Source organism: Bradyrhizobium sp., from assembly GCF_049691595.1.
Classification (GTDB): Bacteria; Pseudomonadota; Alphaproteobacteria; order Rhizobiales; family Xanthobacteraceae; genus Bradyrhizobium.
Genome location: NZ_JBAVNZ010000483.1, coordinates 1 through 2,944, shown reverse-complemented (window position 1 = coordinate 2,944; position 2,944 = coordinate 1). Strand labels below are relative to the sequence as shown.

The following is a 2,944-nucleotide window of genomic DNA, read 5'->3' as shown; positions in this document are numbered from 1 at the left end:
CGGCAACGTGGTGCTGACCTCGAAACTGATCGACGGCACCTTTCCGGATTACGGCCGCGTCATTCCGCAGAACAACGACAAGGAACTCGTCGTCGACAAGAAGGATTTCGAAGCCGCCGTTGACCGCGTCTCGACGATCTCGAGCGAACGCGGCCGCGCGGTGAAGCTCGCGCTGTCCCCCGGCAAGCTGGTGCTCTCGGTGACCAATCCGGATTCCGGCAGCGCCACCGAAGAGCTCGAAGTCGAATACGCGTCCGACCCGCTCGATATCGGATTCAACTCGCGCTATCTGCTCGACATCGCGGCCCAGATCGAGGGCGAAGTCGCGGTCCTGAGGTTGGCCGACCCCGGCTCGCCGACGCTGGTGCAGGACAAGGAACACAAGGACGCGCTCTACGTGCTGATGCCGATGCGGGTGTGACGGAACGGCATCCGACAGCCTCCTTGATTCGCCGCCGAAAGCGTCCACGATGTCTCCGAACACCTATCCACCATGTCCCCGGTCTGAACACCTACAAGGGGAGAGGGGAAGAAAGACCGAATTTCCACCTCATGACCCCCTCCCGCATCCGCCGCCTGTCGCTGAGCCATTTCCGCAACTATCGCGCGGCGAGCCTGCGGACGGGCGGCGATGTGGTGGTTCTGGTCGGGCCGAACGGTGCCGGCAAAACCAATTGCCTCGAGGCGATTTCGTTTCTCGCGCCGGGGCGCGGACTGCGACGCGCGACGCTGGAAGATGTCGCTGACAATCAGGGCGACGGCTCCTGGGCGGTGTCCGCGGAGGTCGAGGGCGCGCTTGGCCTTGCGACGCTCGGCACCGGCATCGACGCGCCCGGCAGCGAGACGAATTCGATCACCCGGCGCTGCCGGATCGACCGCGAGCCGGTCAGTTCGGCGACCGCCTTCGGCGATCATCTGCGCATGGTGTGGCTGACCCCTTCGATGGACGGGCTGTTCCTTGGCGCCGCGTCGGAACGCCGGCGCTTCTTTGACCGGCTGGTGCTGGCGATCGACAGCGAGCATTCGAGTCGGGTGTCGGCGCTGGAGCGCTCCTTGCGGTCGCGCAACCGGCTGCTCGAAGTGCGCAATTACGACGACCATTGGTGTGACGCGATCGAGCGCGAAACCGCCGAGCTCGCGGTCGCGGTCGCGGCGACCCGCGGCCAGACCGCGATCAGGCTCGCGGCGATGCTGCGCCAACGCGGCGAGGCCGCCGCCTTCCCCGCCGCGCAGATCATGCTCGACGGCTGGATGGAGAATGCGCTGGCCGGCGAGCCTGCGACCACGGTGGAGGATCGCTATCGTGAGATCCTGCGCACCAGCCGCGCCCGCGACGCCGCGGCGGGACGCACGCTCGACGGCCCGCACCTCACCGATCTCAAGGTGGTCTACGCGCCGAAGAACATGCCGGCCGGCGACGCCTCCACCGGCGAACAGAAGGCGCTCTTGATCGGGCTGGTGCTGGCGCACGCCGCGCTGGTCGCGGAAATGACCGGCATCGTGCCGCTATTGCTGCTTGACGAAGTCGTCGCCCATCTTGATCCCGCGAGGCGCAAGGCGCTGTTCGACGAGCTCGCAAGACTCGGCGCGCAGGTCTGGATGACCGGCGCCGACCCCGCGGCGTTCGCCGACATCGGCGCGACCGGCGAGATTTTCGACGTCGAGTCCGGCAGCATCGCCGGCCGTGCCTGACAGCTGCTATCGCGGCCTGCCCGCGGCCGCCTGCCCGCCGAGCACGCGGTCGATCACCTTGCCGCTCAGATACGCCGAGCCTTGTTCGGTGAGATGGATCTGATCGCTGCGGCGCCTTCTCCAGCAGGTCTGCCGCGATCCGCCATTTGCGGTCGGGCGGAAGCCAAAAATCCGGACCTTCGGGCGTCGGAACGAGGCCCCGAATCGCGCTTTGCAAGGGCCCCGGAATCAGCGGTCAGCCACCTTGAAACAGGGGCAAAAAGAACCATCTATTCAACAGGTTGTGGACGGAGACTTTGCGCTAGGCGCAGTGCCTCTTTCATGGCACAAATAGATCAATCAGCGCCTCATGCTGCGCAGCTGATTCGGGACGTCCTCGAAGGCTTCACATGACAGAACCTGCCCGGCAGACAACTGCCGACACTGAGCATCCCATTCCCATTGAATATGGCGCGGAATCGATCCGGGTTTTGAAAGGCCTCGATGCCGTGCGCAAGCGGCCGGGCATGTATATCGGCGATACCGATGACGGTTCCGGCCTGCACCACATGGTCTATGAGGTCGTCGACAACGCGATCGACGAAGCGCTTGCCGGCCACGCCACCGCGGTAGAGGTCGTGCTCAATGCCGACGGCTCCGTCACCGTGCGCGACGACGGCCGCGGCATTCCGGTCGACATTCACAAGGGCGAAGGCATTTCCGCGGCCGAAGTCATCATGACCCAGCTGCACGCCGGCGGAAAATTCGACCAGAATTCCTACAAGGTTTCCGGCGGACTGCACGGCGTCGGCGTTTCCGTGGTCAATGCGCTGTCGAGCAAGCTGCAATTGCGGGTGTGGCGCGACGGCAAGGAGCATTTCATCGAATTCGCCCATGGCGATGCGGTGGCGCCGCTCAAGGTGGTCGGCGACGCGGGCGGCAGGCGCGGCACCGAGGTGACGTTCACAGCCTCCACCGAAACCTTCACCAATGTCGAATATGATTTCCCGACGCTGGAGCATCGCCTGCGCGAGCTCGCGTTCCTGAATTCCGGCGTCAATATCCTGCTGTCCGACATGCGCCACGCGGTCGAGAAGCGCGAGGAGATGCGCTACGACGGCGGCGTCGAGGAATTCGTCAAATATCTCGACCGCAACAAGAAGGCGATGGTGCCCGCTCCGATCATCGTGCGCGCGGAGATGAACGGCATCGGCGTCGAGGCGGCGCTGTGGTGGAACGACAGCTACCACGAGAACGTGCTGTGCTTCACCAA

At 64.9% G+C, this 2,944-nt stretch carries 3 protein-coding genes; all 3 read left to right on the top strand.

What is annotated here, in order from left to right; all coding sequences use genetic code 11:
• The coding region (locus WCE35_RS20105) for a DNA polymerase III subunit beta (protein WP_424595069.1) at positions 1–421 on the top strand (421 nt) is incomplete at its 5' end.
• 131 nt (positions 422–552) lie between these two features.
• Positions 553–1,692 carry a DNA replication/repair protein RecF gene (recF, locus tag WCE35_RS20100; protein ID WP_424595068.1) on the top strand — a complete coding sequence of 380 codons (1,140 nt, stop codon included), beginning with the start codon at positions 553–555 and terminating at the stop codon, positions 1,690–1,692.
• Between the two features lie 389 nt (positions 1,693–2,081).
• Positions 2,082–2,944 (top strand): ATP-binding protein (locus tag WCE35_RS20095; protein WP_424595067.1); only part of this gene is annotated, 863 nt, incomplete at its 3' end.